This is a genomic window from Tropicibacter alexandrii, from assembly GCF_003667315.2.
GTDB classification, from domain to species: domain Bacteria; phylum Pseudomonadota; class Alphaproteobacteria; order Rhodobacterales; family Rhodobacteraceae; genus Tropicibacter; species Tropicibacter alexandrii.
Window position 1 is genome coordinate 116,863 of the sequence record NZ_RCTZ02000010.1, and the last position, 17,519, is coordinate 134,381.

Below are 17,519 nucleotides of genomic sequence, written 5' to 3' on the forward strand. Positions count from 1 at the left end.
GGGGATCACTCATATCTCAGGGCTTCGACCGGGTTCATCCGCGCCGCGCGCCGCGCCGGGAAGATCGTCACGACAAAGGCCAGCCCCAGCGACAGCGACACAGCCGAGATCACGTCGCCCAATTGCAGTTTCGCCGGCAGCGCGTAGATGTTGCGGATTTCCGGGTCCCAGACACCGCCCCCCGCGAACCAGTTCACCACCTGAAAGATCGTGTCGATATAGATCGCACCAAGACAGCCAAGCGTGACGCCCACGATCGTGCCGATCACCCCGGTGATCGATCCGCAAATGAAGAAAACGCGCATCACCGAGCCCTCGGTCAGGCCCATGGTGCGCAGGATGCCAATATCGCGGCCCTTGTTCTTGACCAGCATGATCAGGCCAGAGACGATGTTCATCGTCGCGATCAGCACCAGCACCGACAGGATGACGAACATCACGTTGTCTTCCATCTGGAGCGCCCGCAGAAAGCCGCCCGCGCTGTCCTGCCATGTCCAGACCAGCGCCCCCGGCCCCGCCGCCTGCGCGATCGGCATGGTAAAGCGTTCGACCTCTTCGGGATCGCTGACCAGCACTTCGAGCTCGTCTGCCACGCCTTCGCGGTTGAAATACAGCTGCGCCTCGGCGAAGGGCATGTAGATGCGGGTCTTGTCGATGTCATAGCGCCCGGCGGAAAAGATCCACGTGACCTCGTAGCTTTTCACCCGTGGCGAGACGCCGAAGGCGGTCTTGACCCCGTTGGGCGAGATCAGCTTGACCTTGTCTCCAAGGCCCACGCCCAAAGTCTGCGCGACACCGGTTCCGATGGCGATGCCCTCGTCGAAACGGTCCAGATCGCCGCGCCCGGTCTCTGCATCGACGATGCGCGGCAGGCCCGACAGGTCCTCGCGCGTGATGCCGAACACCTCGACCCCGGAATTGTAGTTCCCGGCGGTGGCCATGACCTGCCCTTTGACCAGCGGCGCGACGCGGGTCACGCCCTCGATCTCGCGGACGCGCTCTGCCATGGACTGGTATTCCGGCAGGGTCCGCACCATCTGCCCGGCCTCGTTTTCATGCGCGACATGGTAGACGGTGACATGCGCGTTGGCGCCAAGGATCGTATCCACGAATTCCACCCGGAAGCCGGTGCGCACCGCCAGCGTCAGGATCAGCGCGGCCACGGCCAGCGTGATGCCGATCAGGCTGATCCATGTCATGACGGACACGCCGCCCTCGGCCCGCTTGGCGCGCAAATAGCGCCATGCGATCATCCACTCGAACGGGGCAAAAGGAGGGGTCGACTTGGCCATTGCTGCTCTGGTCCGGGTTATTGTCGCGCGAAACTGGCCTTTTGGGGGGGCGGGGTCAAGCGCTGGCCCCCGTGACAGCGGCAATAATGAGCCAAACGTGACGAGACGTGTTTGCGCGCGCCTGCGTCAGTGCCATGATGGGGCATGGCAAATTGGACCCGACTCACAGAGGCACAGATCCGCAAGGCCGAGCGCGAAGGCCAGTTGCGCAACCTTGCCGGTGAAGGCAAGCCGCTGCCGGATCGCCCCGGCGATGCGCTGGTCGATCCCGGTGACGCGGTCGGGTTCCGCATGATGGCCGAGGCAGGGGCGCTGCCGCAGGAAATCGCGCTCAAGGCGCAGCTGGACGAGGCGCGCGCCGCGTGGCAGGCGGCGACCAGGGAGGACGACCGCAAACGCCTGATGGCACGACTGGCGGACCTGCAAATGCGCTATGAAATCGCCCGCGACGCACGGCGAAAATTCCTGCGCTGACCCTTGCGTCGCGGCGCGGTCTGGCCATAGTGCGAGCCATGACCGGACCACGTTACCCCTCGCTGATCGCCTCGCTGCCCGAAACCGTGCCCTTCGTCGGGCCCGAATTGCAGGAACGCGCCATGGGCCGCCCCTTCGAGGCGCGGCTGGGGGCGAACGAGAATGTCTTTGGCCCGTCGCCCTATGCCGTGGCGGCGATGCAGGACGAGGCCGCCGAGATCTGGAAATACGGCGATCCCTCGCATCGCGATCTCAAGAACGCGGTCGCCGCACAAATGGGCGTGACGCCCGACAACGTGCTGATCGGCGAGGGCATCGACGGGCTCTTGGGCTACGCGGTGCGGCTGATGGTCGAACAGGGTGACGCGGTCGTGACCTCGGACGGGGCCTATCCGACCTTCAACTATCATGTGACGGGTTTTGGTGGCGCCCTGCACAAGGTCCCCTATCGGGAAGATGCAGAGGACCTGCCCGCGCTGATCGCCAAGGCGGCAGAGGTCGACGCCAAGATCGTCTACTTTGCCAATCCCGACAATCCGATGGGCAGCTGGACCTCCGGCGCCGATATCGCAAAGGCGCTCGACACCCTGCCCGAGGGCTGCGTGCTGTTGCTGGACGAGGCCTATATCGAGTTCGCCCCACAGGGCACCGCCCCAGAGATCGACCCCGAGGACCCGCGCGTCCTGCGGTTTCGCACCTTTTCCAAGGCTTATGGCATGGCGGGGGCGCGGGTTGGCTACGTCACCGGCTGCAAGGCGACGATCAAGGCCTTTGACAAGATCCGCAACCATTTCGGTATGAACCGCATCGGCATGGCTGGCGCGCTGGCGGCGCTGACCGATACCGGGTGGCTCGAAGAGGTGATCCGGCTGGTCGACGCCTCGCGCCGCGAGATTGGCCGCATCGCCGAGGCGAACGGGCTGAAGGCCCTGCCCTCGGCCACCAATTTCGTCGCGGTCGATTGTGGGCGGGATGGCGATTTCGCGCGCAAGGTGCTGGCCGCGCTGATCGAAGAGGGTGTCTTTGTCCGGATGCCCTTTGTCGCGCCGCAGGATCGCTGCATCCGCATCAGCGCCGGTCGGCCCGAGGACATGGCCGTGCTGGCCCGCGCCCTGCCCCGGGCACTGGCGAAGGCGCGCGGATAAACAGGCGAAATTAACCTCGAATTCAGCGATTTGCCTCACGCTCTCGTGACGCAAGCCGTTGTGGTGCTATGGTTAACATACCCACAGACGGACGGAGTTGCTGATGAAGTCGCATCCGAAAGCGGTCAAGAATTACGTGACGGCCAATCTGGTGATGGCCCTCGCCAACCTGTCTTGGATTTTCGTCGCCCTGTGGATGGCATGGGGCATCGGGGCCGTGCTTGTGCTGGCCGCCGCGCTGAACCATGCGATCAACCGTCTGGCCGTGATCCGAAGGCAGCGCGCGATCGCCTCGACCGCGCGCGGCAAACCACCTAGCCGGCCATCACCTCGGCAGCACGGGTGACACCACCGGGCTTGTGCGCGATGTTCAGCGCCTTGAGGCCCGCCTCGACGCTGCCCAGAAGGCCCAGCATCATGTGACCGTTCACATGGCCCATATGGCCAAAGCGGAACCGCCCCGACGCGGTCGGGTCCTCGGGCGTCTCGGCCCCCAGACCGATGCCCAGCGTCACACCGGCAGCGTCCTGCAACCACGCGCGCAGGCGGTCGCCATCGGGCGGGTTGAGCCCCGCCGCCGTGACCGCGTGGCTGCGATGCGCGGGGTCGGCCACGTTCAGGCGGAACGCGCCGTGTTCGCCCCAATGCTCGACCGCGCCCCACAACATCTGGGCAAGCCGGGCGTGACGCGCCCAGATCGCCTCGATGCCTTCCTTGCGGATCATGTCGAGGGCTGCGCGCAAGCCATACAGGTGATGCGTCGGCGCGGTGCCGCCGAAATACTGGTAGAACATGCCCGGCTCGGCGCGCGGCGTCCAATCCCAGTAGAAGGACACTTGCGAAACCTCGGCCCGCCGCGCCTTGGCCCGGTCGTTGAAAAAGACGAAGGCCATGCCCGGCGGCACCATCAGCCCCTTTTGGCTGGCGGCGATCATCACGTCCGCGCCCCATGCATCCATCTCGAACCGGTCAACGCCAAGCGAGGCGATGCAGTCGACCATCAACAGCGCTGGGTGCCCTTCTTCGTCGATGACCCGACGCAGGGCCGCGATGTCCGAGCGCACCGAGGACGAGGTATCGACATGCACCGCCAGCACCGCCTTGATCCGCCCGCCCGTGTCGGCCCGGAGCGCCGCGCGCACCCGGTCCGGATCGATCGGCGTCTGGCGGCCATGCTCGACGATCTCGGTCTCCAGCCCGATCGAGCGGGCGGTTTCCGCCCAGCCATGGCCAAAGCGCCCGGTGGTCGGCACCAACACAGTGTCGCCGATATCGGTGACGTTCTGCAAGGACGCCTCCCACACCGCATGACCATTGGCGATATACATCGCCACATAGCCCTCGGTCTGCGCCACGTATTTCAGGTCGGGCACGAGCGTCGCGACCATGCCGTGCAACTCGCCATCATAGATGTCGGGCGCGGGGCGGTGCATCGCCTGCAACACGCGGTCCGGCATGATCGACGGGCCAGGGATGGCGATGTGCTGGCGACCGGTGGCAAGGGTCATGCTGGGCTCCTACATATGTGACGGCGCGACATTAGCCCCTTTGACCGCATGGTCAATTCCCCCTGCGCTGGACAGCGCACGCCGGGGCGCGTAAACCCCGCCCCTGACGCTTTTGGATACGGATATGCTGGCGAAACTCTGGGCAAAGATCGACAATGCGGAGCGCCGCCTGCGCCATTCCTTTGGCAAGGACATCACCGACCCGCGCGCGCGCCGTTGGGCGCGGCTGCACTACCATCTGTTCGACCATGCCTTTTTGCGCGTGTTCTGGACCAATTTCTGGCCCGTGGCGCCCGGCGTCTGGCGGTCGAACCAACCGACCCATGCGCGGTTTGTCAAATACAAGGCGATGGGCATCAAGACCGTCGTCAACCTGCGCGGCGAGGACAAGCACGCCCACTACCTCTTTGAAAAGGAAAGCTGCGCCGCGCTGGGGATGACCCTGATCGACGCCAAGATCCATGCCCGCGAGGCCGCCGGACGCGGCCGGATCGTCAAGGTGATCGACGCGCTGCGCGAGGCCGAGCGCCCGATGATGTTCCATTGTAAATCCGGTGCCGACCGCGCGGGCTTTACCGCCGCGATGTACCTGATGATCTTCGACGACGCCCCGGTCGAGGTCGCGATGCGGCAATTGGGCCTGAAATACATCCATCTCGATTTCACGGCGACCGGCGTGCAGGATTACATCCTGCGGGTCTACAAGGCCCGGCTGGCCTTGGGCGAAATCGGTTTCGAGGACTGGATTCGCGGCGAATACCATGCCGCCACCCTGCAAGAGGGCTGGGATAATCGCCGCCCCGAGGCCGAGACCGCGCAGATGCTGATCGACAAGGCCCCGAAATGAGCGACGCCGCCGACCGTCGCGCCCGGGCCGACAAGCCGGGCAAGCCCCCGGCGGTGCCGAAATCGCGCGCCGAATTGCGGCTGCTCTTCGGCTGGCTCTGGCGCAACTACCTGTCCCGCTACAAGGGGCTGATGGCCATCGCGATGCTGTTCATGGCGATCGAAGGCTCGATGTTCGGGCTGCTCGCCTACATGATGAAACCGATGTTCGATCAGGTGTTGATCGGCGGCGATGGCAGCGCGCTGGTCTGGGTCGGGCTGGTGGTCATGGCGTCCTTTGTCGTGCGTGCGGTGGCCGGGCTTGTGCAGAAGACCCTGCTGACCCGCGTCAGCCAGATGACCGTGGGCGACCTGCGTCTGGCGCTGCTGGAACACATCATGCGGCTCGACCCCGGCTTTCACCAGAAACATGGGCCCGGCTACCTGATCCAGCGCGTCGAAGGCGATGTCGGCGCCATCACCAAGGTCTGGACCACGCTGATCACCGGCGCGGGTCGCGATTTCGTGTCGTTGATCTCGCTCTTCGGCGTGGCGCTGGCGCTGGATTGGAAATGGACGTTGATCGCGCTGGTCGGCGCGCCGCTGCTGGTGCTGCCCTCGATCGTCGTACAGCGCTTCATCCGCGGGCAGGCGCGCGAGGTGCGCGATATCGCGGCCTCCCTCTCGACCCGGCTGAACGAAGCCTTTCACGGCATCAGCGCGGTCAAGCTGAACCGGCTCGAACGCTATCAGGCGAAACGCTACAAAGCGCTGACCAAGCGCCGGATCAAGGCCGAGACGCGCTCTGCCTTCGGACAGGCCATGCTTCCGGGCATGATCGACCTGATGTCGGGCTTGGGCTTTGTCGGGGTGCTGTGGTTCGGCGGTCAGGAGATCCTGAACGGCAACAAGCAGGTCGGGGACTTCATGGCCTTCTTCACCGCCATCGGGCTGGCTTTCGAGCCGTTGCGGCGGCTGGGGGCGATCTCGGGCGTGTGGCAGGTGGCCGCCGCCTCGATCGAACGGCTCAAGGAGATGCTGGACACGGTGCCCGCGCTTCGCGACCCCGAAGACCCGCTGCCCGCCCCGAACGGCGTGCCCGCCATCCGGCTGCACGACGTGCAGCTCGCCTATGGCGAGACGCAGGTCCTGCACGGGCTGACGCTGGAGGCGGAGGCGGGCAAGACCACGGCGCTGGTCGGCGCGTCGGGCGCGGGCAAGACGACTGTGTTCAACCTGCTGACCCGGCTTGTCGACCCGACCTCGGGCACGGTCGAGATCGACGGGATTCCGGTGTCGATGATGCGCCTGTCCGACCTGCGCGGGTTGATTTCCATCGTCAGTCAGGACGCGCTGCTGTTCGACGAATCCCTGCGCGACAATATCGTGCTCGATGGTGAGGTCAGCGACGTGGCGCTGACACAGGCGCTGGATGCGGCACATGTGTCGGATTTCCTGCCGCAACTGGATCAAGGCCTCGATACGCCGGTGGGCGTGCGCGGCTCTGCCCTGTCGGGCGGCCAGCGCCAGCGCGTGGCGATTGCGCGGGCCTTGCTGCGCGATACGCCGGTGCTGCTGCTGGACGAGGCCACCTCGGCGCTGGATGCCCAGAGCGAGGCGGTGGTCCAAGAGGCGCTGGAACGGCTATCGGTGGGGCGCACGACGCTGGTGATCGCGCACCGTCTGTCGACCGTGCGCAATGCCGACCGGATCGTGGTGATGGATCGCGGGCGGGTCGTCGACCAGGGCACGCATGATGAGTTGATCGCGCGGGCTGGCCCATATCGCGATCTATATGCGTTGCAATTCGACACCTGACGGCTTTGGGGGCTCTGCCCCCGCCCGTTCCGGGCTCCCCCGCGGTATTTCGGGCCAGAAGAAGCAGGGCGTCGAGCCAGCCGCGAACGGTCGTCAGACCCGGTTGGCCTTTCGGTCCATGACGATCACCGTTGCCTCGAGCGGTTTCAGGCGCGGCCCGAGCGCGCGGGCCAGCCCGTGGGTTTCATCTGCCGACATGTCGGGATAGCCGCCCGCCGCGTCATAGACCCGGCGATGGATCAGCAAGGCGTGATCGCCGCGCGACGGGCGCCCGCGGCGGGCGCGCCAGTTGGCCAGACCGCCTGCGATGCGCGCCGCAAGGCCCGGCCTGTCATAGGCGAGCCGGAAATGATAGGCGCCCGGTGTGACGAGGGCGCCAAGTGCCGCCGCCGTCCAGCCCGCGTCCAGCCGCGTGTCCGGGCGCAGGAACAACAGCCATTCACCTTCGGCCCGCGCAGCGGCGCGGCGCAGGCGTTCGGCACGCGAGACCGGACCGTCCACCACGATAGCGCCGGCGCTTTCGGCGATGCGCAGCGTCGCGTCGGTCGAGCCGCCATCCGCAAGGATCAACTCGCGCAAGAGGCCTTCGGACAGGCCCTCCCCCAAGGCGCCAAGGCAGGCGGGCAGGGTTGCCTCGGCGTTCAGGGTGGGAATGATCACGGAGATCGGAGCGCGCATGGCCTGTCCTTTGGCGGTTGCCACTCCTATATGGCACCACAGAGCGAAAGGGGAAGCGAATGAGCGAACAGGCACGCAAGGTCCTTCGGGTAAGCGGCGCGGATGCGGCGCATTTCCTGCAAGGGCTGGTCACCAACGATGTTTCGAAACTGGCTCAGGGGGCCGTCTATGCCGCGATCCTGACCCCACAGGGCAAGCTGCGGGCGGATTTCTTTCTGGTGCCCGATGGCGATGACATCCTGATGGATATCGACGCCGGGCTGGCGGCGCAGATGCTGCCGGTGCTGACCATGTACAAGCTGCGCTCGGATGTGACGCTGGCCGAGACCGACCTGACCGTGACGCGCGGCAGTGGCGATGCGCCCGAGGGCGCTTTCGCCGACCCGCGTCCCGGCATGGGCTGGCGCGGCTATGCCGGGCAGCTGGGCGATGCCACCGATTGGGACGCGGTGCGCGTGGCGCATTGCGTGCCCGAATGGGGGGTGGAGCTGAGCGGCGACACCTTCATCCTTGAGGCCGGTTTCGAGCGGCTGAACGGGGTGGATTTCAAGAAGGGCTGCTATGTCGGGCAGGAAGTCACCGCGCGGATGAAGCACAAGACCGAGTTGCGCAAGGGCTTCGTCACTGTCGCCGTCGATGGCGAGGCCCCCGTCGGCACCGAGATCATGGCAGGCGAAAAGGTAGCGGGCACGCTGTTCACGCAGAGCGGCGGGCGTGCCATCGCCTATCTGCGGTTTGACCGCGCCGGGGCCGACATGACGGCGGGCGCGGCCAAGGTGCATTACACCGCCTGACGTTCGAACAGGTCGACCGTGACCTCGGCCCCGTGCCTGCGCATCAGCGCCGCCGAGGCATGGTTGAACGTGTGGACTTGGCTGCGCCACCCGGTCAGCCCCTCGGCCTTTAGATCGGTCTCGAACCGGGCGATCAGCCGAGAGGCCAGCCCGCGCCGCCGCCAGACCGGCTCGACATGGATATGGTCCAGCACCGCCTGACCGCGCGCATGTTCCAGCGCGGTGGGGTCCGCGCGGGCGTCCTTCCACATCAGGTAGCCCCGTGGCACGCCCTCGGTGACGTAAAGCAGGATGCGGGCCCCCTGCCCCATCTGATCGCGCAGGAAGGCGCACAGGGCGTCCTGTGGCCCGTGGTCGTGGAACCTGTCTGGGCGGTGATGGGCGTGCAGCGCGTTCAGGTCATGCAGCATCCGGGCAATCGCGGGAATGTCGGCATCGCAAGCTTGGGTGATCATGAAAAAGGCCTCCTTGGCGTTGCGCCGGAGGCCTTTCATCTGATGTATCGCACCCCCGGCAGGTTCCGGGGGATATGTGCGCGCGAGCCCCTGGGATCAGGCGCGCTCCGAATACTCCATGGTCTCGGTGTTCACGACGATCTTCTCGCCCTGACCCACGAAGGGCGGCACCGAGACGCGCACGCCGTTGTCCAGCACGGCGGGCTTGAAGCTGTTGGCGGCGGTCTGGCCTTTGACGACCGGCTCGGTCTCGGCGATCTCGCAGATCACCTTTTGCGGCAGGGTCGCGTTCAGCGCCTCGGCCTCGTGGAATTCCACGACGATGGTCATGCCGTCCTGCAGGAAGGGGCGGCGCTCGCCAAGGATCTCGGCATCGAGCTGGACCTGATCATAGGTTTCGGTATCCATGAAGATCAGCTGGCCCGCATCCTCGTACAGGAACTGCATGTCCTTCTGTTCGAGGCGGACGCGCTCGACCTTGTCGGCGGACCGGAAACGTTCGTTCAGTTTGGAGCCGTTGCGCAGGTTCTTCATCTCGACCTGTGCAAAGGCACCGCCCTTGCCGGGCTTCACATGGTCGACCTTCACGGCCACCCAAAGGTGCCCGTCGTGCTCCAGTACGTTGCCAGGGCGGATTTCGTTTCCGTTGATCTTGGGCATGTGGCGATTCCGTGGCGAAAGGTTGATGAACGTTTGAAGGCCCCTATATATGGGCGATTGCTCCCATGCAAGCTTACCAAATATCGTTTGCATTTGCAGAAAGATATGCAGGTTGTGCAAGGGTGCTATGCGTTTGTGGGGTATCCGAATCGAACTGATTAGGTCATAACCCCCCTCACGCCGAAAAAGACAAGAGCAATAATCGAAGGTCTCGATATGAAGGATTTCGTTGACAGCACCGCTTTCAACGCCGAACAAGGCAACCGTGCGCGCAAGCTGTTTGCCGCGGTGGTGCTGGCTGCCCTGGACGACGCAATCGCGGACGACAAGAAGTATGGTAATGGACCGGAGCAGATCGCCCGTTGGGCGCGTTCTCGCGATGGCCGTGAAGTGCTGTCCTGCGCCGGGATCGATCCCAACGAACGGGTTGTGTCCGGTCTGATGGAATTCGTGTCCAAGGGTGTGCGGACCTCCGTCGCCCTGTCGCGCGAGGAAAGCGAGCGGCGCAATGCCGCACAACAGGCCGAAGCGGCCTGACCTAGTTGGTGCATCCAGAGAAAAACGCGCCCCTCGGGGCGCGTTTTTCTTTTGCAGGGTCACGTTTTCGGGAACGGGGTTCGGGACGTGCGCACCTTGATGGTGCAGCGCGGCAAGGGGGCCGCGCGGCCTAGTCGAATTCCTGGCTCATGATGACACGATGGATTTCGCGGCGGACCAGCTTGCGCACGTTGCGGGTGATCCGCTCTCCCAGAACGCCCTGAAGCTCCTGCCGGATCATGCGCGTCACCATGTCTCGCAGAGCGTCCTCATCCACGCTCAACCCTGTCGCGACCGGGCGTGCGCCCAGATCCTCGCCCAGCGGGAAGTGATCCACCATCTCGTCGCGCGGCTCCGGGTCGTGATCTTCCCAAGTCAGCGATTGCGGCGGGCGGTGAACGAAGGTCGGGGCCGCGTCGAACATCTCTTCGGGTTCGGGGTCGGCTTCGAAGCCGGTATCCCCTGCCTCGGCCTGATCGCGACGGCCCACCAGCGCCTCAAGCGCGGCGATCTTGTCGGCCAGCGAGGTGTCGGCCCGTGCGGCCTCCTCTGCCTGCGCGGGCTCCTCAACCTGCTCCGGGGCGTCGGGCACCGGCGTGGCTGCCTCCTCGGGCGCGTCTCCGTGGCCGGTGTCCATCACGTCCTCGACCACCGAGTCGACCAGCGCCTCGACAAAGCGGTCCTCGTCTTCGGGCGCGCCGTCGTCTTCGGGCTCGGCCTCGGGTTCCGGCGCGCGCGCGCGTGCCAATTCGTCCTTCACTAGGCGGGTCAGCATGCCCTGCGCAAAGCTGTCGCGGGCCTGTGTGGTCGCGACGGGTTCCTCGTTCGGTTCGGCATCCACCGCATCGGGAACATCGGCCGAGGCCAATTCCTCGGACATTTCTTCGGCCAGTGTGTCGAGATCGGGCGCGGCGTCCTTGGCCTCTGCCATCTCTTCCAGCAGTTGCTCCAGCGGGGCCGGGTCGGCGTCCTCTTCGGGGGGCTGGGTGTCGGCCGCAGGCGCCGGGTTGGTCAAGAGCATCGGCTCAGGCGCCGGGGCGGGCGCGGCAGCAGGCCTGTCGGGCGCGTCGTCCTGAACGCGCAATGCCGGGGTCAGAACCAGCCGGTCGGCGCGCGCCTTCGTCACGGGTTTCGCAGACCGCGTGTCCTCGGACACGAGTCGACGAATCGAGGACAACACATCCTCTATTTCCACATTGGTCACAGGATCCGACATTCTTATACCACTCTGCCTCGATCGGAATAATAACCCGCAACCGGGATTCTCACAACAGACGTGGAAAAAGTTAATCTTTCCCGAGGGCCTTCAGAACACGGTCCAGTTCGCGACCCTGACGGCTGACCGAGGACGGCGCGCTCTTGACCATGTTGTAATAGGCTTCCGGGTCAAAGCTGGGCACGTCCAGTTGCAGCGACTCGGCGGTCAGCAGCCCCATGGAGGCCAGCACGGCATAGGCGGCAATCGCCTCGTCGACCTGCGACGAAATCAGGCTGGCGCGCGCATCGAGCAATTCCTGCTCGGCATCGAGCACGTCCAGCGTCGTGCGAGCCCCCAGCTTGGCCTCTTCGCGGACCCCGCGAAAGGCGACCGTGGCGGCGCGCACCTGCGCTTCGAACGACGTCCTGCTGGCGCGGGCGAAGCGAAGTTGCACATAGGCGTTGCCCACCGATTGCACGACGCCGTCCCTGACCACGTGCAGGCTGCTGCGCGTTGCATCGCGCTGCGCCTTGGCTTTGCGCACGGCGGCGTTGAGCGCGCCGCCACTGTAGATCGGGCCGCCGGCATTCAGGCTCAGCGTGGTCCCGCGCGAGAAATCGCGCGCCCCGATATCGCCATTGTAATTGGCCGTGCCCCGCAGGCTGACGGTCGGCAGCTTGGCCCCTTCGGCGATCTGCACGTTCAGTTCGGCAGCGGTGACCTGATGCTGGACCCTGTGCATTTCCGGATGGCGCCGCACCGCCTCGGCCTTGGCCGCATCGACGCTGCCCGGCAGGTTCGGCAAAGCGCGCGGCGAGACGAGCGCACCGGGCGCGTGGCCGATGGCGACCGCGTATTCCTCTTGCGCCAGAACGAGGTTGCCCTGCGCTGCCGCCAGCGAGGACGTCGCCGCCGCCAGCCGGGCCTCGGCCAGCGCCACATCCGTCCGGGTCACCTCGCCCACGTCAAAGCGATCCCGGGCGGCGCGGACCTCTTGGCGGATGACGCGCACGTTGTTTTCCCGCAGGGCGACATTCTCATAGGCCCGCCGCATTTCCATGAAAGCGCTGACCGCACGGAACAGAACCTCTTGTTCGATGGCCACGAGGCCGGCGCGGGTGGCAAGGACCGATTCCTTGGCGACCTCGATGCCCAGCTTGTTGCGGTTGCCCGCATAGATGACCTGTTCGAGGATCAGGCTGATCGACGCGTTGCGGTCGACGCCGCGCTGCACCAAAAGCACATCGCGGTTGGTACCGGTGCGGATCGGTGTCCCGCCGAAATTGGTCGTGATCGGCACATCCGTGACCGACCCGTTGATGCCGTAGCTGCGCGTGATTCCCGCCTGCCACGACAGGACCGGCCGCAGCGCCGCCATGGCGGAGGCCACATCCTCGTCCGCGGCCCGAAGCGTCGCGCGGTTCTGATCCAGCAGACCACTGTTGAGATAGGCGGAGGTCAGCGCCTCGGCGAGCGTCTCGGAACTGGCAGGCAGCGCGGCACCGATCATCAGGGCGGCGATCGCCACCCGCCTTGCCACGCCCGTCCGTATGGTTTTCAGCACGTTTGCCCCCTGCCCGTTCCGCCCTCAGAGTGCGAAGGCCGCTTTTTTCTCGAATCCCGGAATGACCGGCGCGGTCCCGTTGAAGGCAAAGCGCCACGTGACCTTGCCATCCACCTTATGACCCACGCGCACCGTGCCAAGGGCCTTTTCCATGAAGATCACGACAATGCGACCGCCATCCTTCAACTGGTCGGTCAAGGCGGTCGGCAGCGTCTCGACCCCGCCTTCGACGATGATGGCGTCATAGGGCCCGTGTTCGGGCGCACCGGCCTCAAGGCCGCCCTGATGCAGGATGACATTGTCCGCATGGTGATCGGCCATCAGCGCCTGCGCCTCGGCCACCCGGTCCACGTTGCTTTCGACGGCCACGACCGCCTCGGCGATCCGTGCGATCACGGCGGAGGAATATCCCAGCCCCGCGCCCACATCCAGAACGAGGTCGGAATTGGTCAGGTTCAGCGCATCGAGCATCTTTGCAAAGACCCGCGGGTCCAGCAGGACACGGCCATGGCCGAGGTCGATGTCGTTGCTGGCATAGGCCGCCTCGATCTGTTCGCCGGGCACGAAGGCCTCGCGCGGGACGGTGAGCATCGCGTCGATGATCGGGAATTCGGTCACGTCGGACGGGCGCACCTGAGTGTCGACCATCATGCGGCGGCGGGTTGCGAAATCGGTCATGTACTAAACTCTTCCGTTCAGTTACGTCTTTGGTGTTGTGCCACAGATGCACGGTCGCGGCAATGTCTGGCAAGCGTCAAATGCACCGGATGCGGCGAGATGCGCAGGGATTTGGCCGGGTGAAATATTCGGTTGACCTTGCCCGGGCTTGGGCCTAATCACGGCGCACCACGCACGCCCCGGGTTCCGCCCGGTGCTCTGGATCGGCGAGTTGGCGGAGTGGTGACGCAGCGGATTGCAAATCCGTGTACACCGGTTCGATTCCGGTACTCGCCTCCACCATCATCCCTAGCTTTGCCCTAGATGTTCGCAACATCATTGGCTGGTGTGAATTCCGCGCCCCTTCTTCTTGTATCAGACCGTCTGCACATGCATTGACTGCCTTGCTGCTCCGACGTCGGTTGTTTGTCCATTAGGGCACCGAAAATGTCAGTTTTGGGTTTCCACGACTTCTCCGATCCACTCAGCCATCCTGCGATCTATGCGCCTGACCAAAACATCTTCAACCGCTGGTGGGCGCCAGTCGGCAAGCCACTTTCGCATCTGCGATACCGTGATCCCAACGCGATCTGCGCCACGGTGCCGTGCGAGACTTGCATCGTTGTCGCTTCGCCCATAGACCGTTGCCCGCGGGGCCTTCGGCTTGGGGCGACACTCGGTCTGCTCGCCTGCGCGCCCCGTCACAGGGCCGCTTCGCACGACGCGCGCCTTGCCGCCTCCCCCCCCCGGGGTACCAGAAAAGGACATGGTTCATGCGGTTGCTGCTACATATCGGACAGGGCAAGGCCGGATCGACCGCGATCCAGAACTTCCTGCGGGCGAACGCAGACCGGCTGCTGGAACGTGGCGTCCTGATCCCCGAGACCGGGCAGCACACCAATCATCAGGATATCTTCACCTTCCTGACCGATGATGTGAAACACCACGATCCGCAAATCTCGGGCCCCCGCGCCGATGCCCGCAAGAAGGCCTTGGGACGGCAATTCTGGCAAGCGGCGCTGGCGCAGCTGGACCAGTCACAGGCAGACTTGGTGATCTTGTCCTGCGAAAACCAGTTCCGGCCGTTTTCCCCGGACGCCCTCGAACGGTTGTGCGGGCACTTCCGACCGCATTTCGACGCGATCGAGGTCTGCGCCTACCTGCGCGACCCGGCCTCGCATTTCCTGTCCTACGCCCAGCAGGACCTGAAAAAACGCCCCGCCTTCACCATCCCCTCTCGCACCGGCTTTCGCGACACGCTGGAGCCGTGGCTGCAGCACGGGCCAGGGCCGGTGACCTGCCTGCGCTTTGCCCGCGACACGCTTGCCAACGGGGACGCGGTCGCCGATTTCTGCCAACGATTCGCGGGGATCGAAACCGAAGGACTGGCCGCGCCGGGCGCAGAGGTGAACACGACCTTCAGCGCCGAAGGCATGGAGATCATGCAGCGGTTCATGCGCGGCGCATTGCCCGCCCCGACCCGCTACCACGGCCAGCGGGCGCAACGGATGAAGGCGCTTGTCGAAGAGGCCGACCGCCGCTGCCCCGGATATGCCCGCCCGCGCCTGCACGCCACCGTCAAAGCGGCGATCGACGCGCGCCTGCAGGATCTCGACTGGCTCAAGCAGACCTTCGGCGTGGTCTTTCCCGACATCGGCGCGCCCACGCTCCCGCCTGAAGAGGCGGATGATCTCGTGCGCGGGCTCGACCGGGTGTCGGATATCTGCGCCGTCGACCCCGACCGGCTGAACGCCGTTCAGGCCGAGATGAACCGGCTTGCAGAGCCCCGGCGCGGATTTCTCGACCGGCTGACACGCCGCGCAAGACAGTGACGGATCGGGGCGCCGTGCCCCGACGGATCAGCCGCCGTGATCCTGCGCGGCACGGTCCGGAAGGAATGGCAGTGGGCTGTCCTGCAACACCGCAGCCATGATCGCGACGCCGCCGTCGGTGCTCCAGTGTCCGTAATCCGTCAGCAGCGGTCGGCCATCCTCGAAGAACAGGCGGCACTGCTCGGCGCAGACCGCGTTCAGGCTGGATACGTAGCCCAGCCCGGCCGCCTCGGCGCGCGCGGCCAGCGTTGCATCGAGCCTGCGATAGGCCGAGATATCCCATGACCCATAGCGTTCCACGGCCCGGTCAAGCGACCGGGTCTGCAGCAGCACCAGTTCCGGCTCTGGGTGAAACTCGGCGCGCGGGCCGAACAACACCACCGGCACCGCGCCGGCCGCAACGCGGTCGAGTCCCGAGAAGAGGCCGTCGATCGCCCGCGCGTTCGGCGGCAGGTCAGACCGCGTGGCGGCGGGATCACCCGTGATCAGACCTGCGGCGCGCTCGGTATAGACGATGCCACGCAGTTGATCGGCATGCGTTCCGATCCAATCGCGGGCCCAGTCATACATGTCGTCGCAATAGGCGCGCGTGCCGACCGGCTGGCTCAGGCTGCACCCGGCGCCGGTGATCTGGATCAAGGTCTGGTCGGGATAGAGCCGGTGCAGCGCCGCCCAGACATCCGCCGCGTGGCTGTCGCCCATGACGATCACGGCGCCGTCGACGGACGGGGGCAGACAGGAGGTGATCAACTGGGCTGCCGTCTTGTCGGACTTGGCCGTCACGTGGCAGGTGTCGCGGCGGATGGCGTGGAACCGGTCGGTGCGGGCGTCCTCGAACCGGCCAATCATCGCCGTCACCTCGGGCGACAGGCGGCCCGGCAGCCCTTTCGTCAGCATGATCGCCCCGCAGCCAAGGATCAGCACACCCGCCGTCCACGCGGTCCGCGTGCGCAGCCCGGCATTCGGCACGTCAAAGCCGCCGCCCGGCGCGGTTCGCCGGAACGGGGTCTCGACGAAATGATACATAAGCGCGGCCAGCGCGATGCCGAACGCTGTCAGCCCCGCCACTTCGAGCAGGTCATCGGGCATGCCGAAGCGATAGGCGTAGTAGACGATGATCGGCCAATGCACGAGATAGAGCGAATAGCTGATGCGCCCGATATAGACCACCGGGGCCAGCGACAGGATGCGCCGGTTGAAAAAGGCCTGCGGTCCGGCGACGATCAGCAGACCCGCACCAAGCGCCGGCACAAGCGCGGCGAGGCCCGGAAAGCGCATCGTTTCCGTGAACAGGACCGATGCCCCGAGAATCAGCACCACGCCCGCCGCAGAGACCGCGTTGGCGACGCCCCCCTGTCCAGCGTCCTGCCCCAGACGGCGAGCGCCCCGCCGATCGCGAATTCGTGCAGGCGCGCGACCGGCAGGAAGAACGCCGCCGCCGCGTCGATGTTCAGCATGACCTCCGAGATCACGAGCCCGATCACCCCGAGCGCGATGACCGCTTGCAGGCGCTGTCGCGGCGCCAGCTTGAACAGCCCCAGAAGAACGACCGGCCAGACGAGATAGAACTGCTCTTCGACGGCCAGCGACCACGTATGCAAGAGCGGCTTGTAGCGCGCGTCGAGGTCGAAATAGCCGGTGGTGTTCCAGAAATGGATGTTCGACACGGAAAACAGCGTCGCCGCCGTCTGGTCCGCGAGGCTGAGCAGGTGCTGCGCCGACAAAAGCCACACCCCCATGGCCAGCGTCGCCAGCAGCGTCACCCCCAAGGCCGGGCCGAGGCGCCGCAAGCGCCGCATGTAGAACCGCCCGAAGCCGAAGCGCCCGGTCGAAATGTCCCGCAGCGTGATCGCCGTGATCAGGTAGCCCGAAATGACAAAGAACACGTCCACCCCGACGAACCCGCCCCCGAGTTCGTGCAGCCCGAAATGGAAAAGCACGATCACCGAAACGGCGATGGCGCGAAGCCCGTCTATGTCCTGCCTGTACTGCATGTCCCTCTCCAACGCACCCGTCCTGCCACCTTGTCATTGCGAAATGGGAGGTGCGCCCGCAACGGCCCCGATCGGCAGACTTTCCGCT

Annotated in this window: 18 protein-coding genes and 1 tRNA gene; 9 read left to right on the plus strand and 10 right to left on the minus strand. The window is 65.6% G+C overall.

Annotated elements, in window-relative coordinates; all coding sequences use genetic code 11:
* Window positions 1-5: 5 nt before the first annotated feature.
* Window positions 6-1,292, minus strand: a complete 1,287-nt coding sequence (locus D8Z78_RS14330; protein ID WP_121630949.1) for a lipoprotein-releasing ABC transporter permease subunit — start codon at window positions 1,290-1,292, stop codon at window positions 6-8.
* A 144-nt stretch (window positions 1,293-1,436) separates the two neighbouring features.
* Here D8Z78_RS14330 and D8Z78_RS14335 point away from each other — a divergent pair, with 144 nt between their 5' ends.
* The 3 genes from D8Z78_RS14335 to D8Z78_RS14345 all read left to right on the plus strand — a co-directional run bounded on the left by D8Z78_RS14335 (window position 1,437) and on the right by D8Z78_RS14345 (window position 3,257).
* Window positions 1,437-1,766 (plus strand): DnaJ family domain-containing protein, encoded by a 330-nt coding sequence (locus D8Z78_RS14335; protein ID WP_121630950.1) that lies wholly within the window; start codon window positions 1,437-1,439, stop codon window positions 1,764-1,766.
* A gap of 38 nt (window positions 1,767-1,804) precedes the next feature.
* Complete coding sequence (locus D8Z78_RS14340; protein ID WP_121630951.1) at window positions 1,805-2,911, plus strand: pyridoxal phosphate-dependent aminotransferase; 1,107 nt, start codon at window positions 1,805-1,807, stop codon at window positions 2,909-2,911.
* A gap of 103 nt (window positions 2,912-3,014) precedes the next feature.
* A complete protein-coding gene (locus D8Z78_RS14345) occupies window positions 3,015-3,257 on the plus strand; it encodes a histidinol phosphate aminotransferase (RefSeq protein WP_206169687.1) in 243 nt (80 codons plus the stop codon).
* On the opposite strand, the gene D8Z78_RS14350 is transcribed toward D8Z78_RS14345, so the two are convergent.
* Window positions 3,226-4,419: a pyridoxal-phosphate-dependent aminotransferase family protein gene (locus tag D8Z78_RS14350; protein ID WP_121630952.1), complete on the minus strand. Its 1,194-nt coding sequence runs from the start codon at window positions 4,417-4,419 to the stop codon at window positions 3,226-3,228. The two genes, D8Z78_RS14345 and D8Z78_RS14350, sit on opposite strands and share 32 nt — an antisense overlap.
* 124 nt (window positions 4,420-4,543) lie before the next feature.
* Here D8Z78_RS14350 and D8Z78_RS14355 point away from each other — a divergent pair, with 124 nt between their 5' ends.
* Together D8Z78_RS14355 and D8Z78_RS14360 are read left to right on the plus strand one after the other, a co-directional pair.
* The gene (locus D8Z78_RS14355) at window positions 4,544-5,266 is read left to right on the plus strand and encodes a fused DSP-PTPase phosphatase/NAD kinase-like protein (protein ID WP_121630953.1); all 723 of its coding nucleotides are present in this window, start codon (window positions 4,544-4,546) and stop codon (window positions 5,264-5,266) included.
* A complete protein-coding gene (locus D8Z78_RS14360) occupies window positions 5,263-7,062 on the plus strand; it encodes an ABC transporter ATP-binding protein (RefSeq protein WP_121630954.1) in 1,800 nt (599 codons plus the stop codon). The genes D8Z78_RS14355 and D8Z78_RS14360 overlap by 4 nt, the downstream gene beginning before the upstream one ends.
* Window positions 7,063-7,155: 93 nt before the next feature.
* On the opposite strand, the gene D8Z78_RS14365 is transcribed toward D8Z78_RS14360, so the two are convergent.
* Complete coding sequence (locus tag D8Z78_RS14365; RefSeq protein ID WP_121630955.1) at window positions 7,156-7,740, minus strand: glycosyltransferase; 585 nt, start codon at window positions 7,738-7,740, stop codon at window positions 7,156-7,158.
* Between the two features lie 59 nt (window positions 7,741-7,799).
* Between D8Z78_RS14365 and ygfZ the strand changes: the two genes are divergently transcribed.
* Window positions 7,800-8,534 (plus strand): CAF17-like 4Fe-4S cluster assembly/insertion protein YgfZ, encoded by a 735-nt coding sequence (gene ygfZ, locus D8Z78_RS14370; protein WP_121630956.1) that lies wholly within the window; start codon window positions 7,800-7,802, stop codon window positions 8,532-8,534.
* Here the strand turns inward: ygfZ and D8Z78_RS14375 are convergent.
* Together D8Z78_RS14375 and efp are read right to left on the minus strand one after the other, a co-directional pair.
* Window positions 8,522-8,989 (minus strand): GNAT family N-acetyltransferase, encoded by a 468-nt coding sequence (locus D8Z78_RS14375; RefSeq protein WP_121631001.1) that lies wholly within the window; start codon window positions 8,987-8,989, stop codon window positions 8,522-8,524. The genes ygfZ and D8Z78_RS14375 overlap by 13 nt on opposite strands.
* Before the next feature lie 96 nt (window positions 8,990-9,085).
* Window positions 9,086-9,649: an elongation factor P gene (efp, locus tag D8Z78_RS14380; RefSeq protein WP_121630957.1), complete on the minus strand. Its 564-nt coding sequence runs from the start codon at window positions 9,647-9,649 to the stop codon at window positions 9,086-9,088.
* A gap of 216 nt (window positions 9,650-9,865) precedes the next feature.
* Between efp and D8Z78_RS14385 the strand changes: the two genes are divergently transcribed.
* On the plus strand, window positions 9,866-10,186 hold the full coding sequence (locus D8Z78_RS14385) for a DUF6280 family protein (RefSeq protein ID WP_121630958.1): 321 nt from the start codon (window positions 9,866-9,868) through the stop codon (window positions 10,184-10,186).
* Window positions 10,187-10,316: 130 nt separating this feature from the next.
* Here the strand turns inward: D8Z78_RS14385 and D8Z78_RS14390 are convergent, their stop codons facing one another.
* From D8Z78_RS14390 to D8Z78_RS14400, 3 genes are all read right to left on the minus strand, one after another.
* Window positions 10,317-11,402, minus strand: coding sequence for a hypothetical protein (locus D8Z78_RS14390; protein ID WP_121630959.1), 1,086 nt, complete (start codon window positions 11,400-11,402; stop codon window positions 10,317-10,319).
* A 70-nt stretch (window positions 11,403-11,472) separates the two neighbouring features.
* Window positions 11,473-12,948: a TolC family outer membrane protein gene (locus D8Z78_RS14395; RefSeq protein WP_338064687.1), complete on the minus strand. Its 1,476-nt coding sequence runs from the start codon at window positions 12,946-12,948 to the stop codon at window positions 11,473-11,475.
* Between the two features lie 24 nt (window positions 12,949-12,972).
* Window positions 12,973-13,626, minus strand: a complete 654-nt coding sequence (locus D8Z78_RS14400; RefSeq protein ID WP_121630960.1) for a protein-L-isoaspartate O-methyltransferase family protein — start codon at window positions 13,624-13,626, stop codon at window positions 12,973-12,975.
* Window positions 13,627-13,831: 205 nt separating this feature from the next.
* Here D8Z78_RS14400 and D8Z78_RS14405 point away from each other — a divergent pair.
* Both D8Z78_RS14405 and D8Z78_RS14410 read left to right on the plus strand, forming a co-directional pair.
* Window positions 13,832-13,905, plus strand: a tRNA-Cys gene (locus D8Z78_RS14405).
* Window positions 13,906-14,378: 473 nt separating this feature from the next.
* On the plus strand, window positions 14,379-15,437 hold the full coding sequence (locus D8Z78_RS14410) for a hypothetical protein (RefSeq protein ID WP_121630961.1): 1,059 nt from the start codon (window positions 14,379-14,381) through the stop codon (window positions 15,435-15,437).
* 27 nt (window positions 15,438-15,464) lie between these two features.
* Here the strand turns inward: D8Z78_RS14410 and D8Z78_RS25240 are convergent, their stop codons facing one another.
* Together D8Z78_RS25240 and D8Z78_RS14420 are read right to left on the minus strand one after the other, a co-directional pair.
* Window positions 15,465-16,754 carry an acyltransferase family protein gene (locus D8Z78_RS25240; protein ID WP_164932972.1) on the minus strand — a complete coding sequence of 430 codons (1,290 nt, stop codon included), beginning with the start codon at window positions 16,752-16,754 and terminating at the stop codon, window positions 15,465-15,467.
* Window positions 16,748-17,431, minus strand: coding sequence for an acyltransferase family protein (locus D8Z78_RS14420; protein WP_121630963.1), 684 nt, complete (start codon window positions 17,429-17,431; stop codon window positions 16,748-16,750). The genes D8Z78_RS25240 and D8Z78_RS14420 overlap by 7 nt, the downstream gene beginning before the upstream one ends.
* Window positions 17,432-17,519 lie beyond the last annotated feature (88 nt).

Coding starts and splice junctions, on each gene's coding strand:
- D8Z78_RS14330 (WP_121630949.1), bottom strand. CDS start 1,292: ATGGCCAAGTCGACCCCTCCTTTTGCCCCGTTCGAGTGGATGATCGCA.
- D8Z78_RS14335 (WP_121630950.1), top strand. CDS start 1,437: ATGGCAAATTGGACCCGACTCACAGAGGCACAGATCCGCAAGGCCGAG.
- D8Z78_RS14340 (WP_121630951.1), top strand. CDS start 1,805: ATGACCGGACCACGTTACCCCTCGCTGATCGCCTCGCTGCCCGAAACC.
- D8Z78_RS14345 (WP_206169687.1), top strand. CDS start 3,015: ATGAAGTCGCATCCGAAAGCGGTCAAGAATTACGTGACGGCCAATCTG.
- D8Z78_RS14350 (WP_121630952.1), bottom strand. CDS start 4,419: ATGACCCTTGCCACCGGTCGCCAGCACATCGCCATCCCTGGCCCGTCG.
- D8Z78_RS14355 (WP_121630953.1), top strand. CDS start 4,544: ATGCTGGCGAAACTCTGGGCAAAGATCGACAATGCGGAGCGCCGCCTG.
- D8Z78_RS14360 (WP_121630954.1), top strand. CDS start 5,263: ATGAGCGACGCCGCCGACCGTCGCGCCCGGGCCGACAAGCCGGGCAAG.
- D8Z78_RS14365 (WP_121630955.1), bottom strand. CDS start 7,740: ATGCGCGCTCCGATCTCCGTGATCATTCCCACCCTGAACGCCGAGGCA.
- ygfZ (WP_121630956.1), top strand. CDS start 7,800: ATGAGCGAACAGGCACGCAAGGTCCTTCGGGTAAGCGGCGCGGATGCG.
- D8Z78_RS14375 (WP_121631001.1), bottom strand. CDS start 8,989: ATGATCACCCAAGCTTGCGATGCCGACATTCCCGCGATTGCCCGGATG.
- efp (WP_121630957.1), bottom strand. CDS start 9,649: ATGCCCAAGATCAACGGAAACGAAATCCGCCCTGGCAACGTACTGGAG.
- D8Z78_RS14385 (WP_121630958.1), top strand. CDS start 9,866: ATGAAGGATTTCGTTGACAGCACCGCTTTCAACGCCGAACAAGGCAAC.
- D8Z78_RS14390 (WP_121630959.1), bottom strand. CDS start 11,402: ATGTCGGATCCTGTGACCAATGTGGAAATAGAGGATGTGTTGTCCTCG.
- D8Z78_RS14400 (WP_121630960.1), bottom strand. CDS start 13,626: ATGACCGATTTCGCAACCCGCCGCCGCATGATGGTCGACACTCAGGTG.
- D8Z78_RS14410 (WP_121630961.1), top strand. CDS start 14,379: ATGCGGTTGCTGCTACATATCGGACAGGGCAAGGCCGGATCGACCGCG.
- D8Z78_RS14420 (WP_121630963.1), bottom strand. CDS start 17,431: ATGCAGTACAGGCAGGACATAGACGGGCTTCGCGCCATCGCCGTTTCG.